1 protein-coding gene is annotated in these 1,204 nt (G+C 67.0%); it reads right to left on the bottom strand.

The window, feature by feature from the left end:
- Window positions 1–1,204: hypothetical protein (locus AC1RQI_RS16870; RefSeq protein ID WP_481905774.1), on the bottom strand; the 1,204-nt coding region annotated here is incomplete at both ends.

The raw sequence follows: 1,204 nt of genomic DNA, 5'->3' as shown, positions 1-1,204 counted from the left end.
CGGTTGCCGCCGTCGTCGTACTGGAAGCGGCGCTCGTCCTCGCCGATCAGTTGGCCCTGGGCGTCACGCTCGAAGCGGCGCTCGCCCTCGGCGTTGTCGCTGTAGCCTTCCAGTCGGGATTCCGCGTCCCAATGGTAGCAACGTACTCGGGTTGTGGTTGCCGCTTCACCTTCAGGCTGGGCCTGCCAGCGGCGCTGGATCAGGCAGTCGTAACGGTCCCAGTCCTGACTCTGCTGGTTGTGGCCGGCCTGGCGGTGGTGTTCCCGGCCCTGGGCATCGAAATCACGCGTTAGCCTGGTGTCGCCGTTGACCGCCACGGCCTGCCAGCGGCCCTGGCGGTCGTAGTGGTAGTTGATCCGGGTGCCGTCGGGCAGCTCCATGCCGGTCAGTTGCTGACCCGGGCCGTACTCGTAGTGGACGCTGTGTTCACCCTGCTGGTGGTGGGTGACACGGCCATAGGCGTCGTAACCCCAGGCCAGGTTGCGGTCCGCCGCATTGGCGCGGGTTCGCCGGCCATAGGCGTCGTACTGGAAGGTCTTGCGCACGGGATCGCGATCACGACCCTGGCTGACCTGCTGGACAACACGGCCCCCGGCATCGCGCTTGAGGTGCTGAACCCAGTCGCCGTCCTGTTCCCGGTGAATGATGTCCCCGGCGGCATCGTAGCGGAAGCGGATGTTGCGGCCATCCGGCGCCTGGCAGGCGATGACCTGGCCCTTGCTGTCGTAGCTCAGTGACCACTGGCCGCCGTCGGGGCGGATGACGCTGGTCAGACGTTGTTCCGGGTCGTACTGGTAGACAACGTGCTTGCCGTCCGGGCGCTGGTAGCGGTTGGGGCGGGCCAGGCCGTCGTATTCAAAACCGTGCACTTCGCCCGTGGCGGCGGTGAAACGGGTCAGCCGGCCGGCCTGGTCGTACTGGTAGTAACGGCTGCGGCGTTGGTCGGGGGCCTGTTCCGGGTACTGGTGGATGGCGCCGAGTTGGTCGCCCTCGTAGTCGTACTCCGTTACCCGGTCCTGGTCGAGCCGGCCTTTCACGCGGCCTCGCTCGTCAAAGGCAAAGCGGGTGAGTGCGCCCTGCTGCTCATCCGCCAGGAGGTGGCCCTCCTGATCGAAGCCGGTGCGCCGGGTCTCGCCGGTATCGCTGACGGTCTCGCTGAGCCAGCCGTTGGCGTCGTAGTGGTAATACCACTGGCTGCCGTCCG

This window comes from Salicola sp. AFF1 (assembly GCF_056783195.1).
Note: the sequence above shows the minus strand (reverse complement) of the source record. Positions and strands in the feature narration are given on the sequence as shown.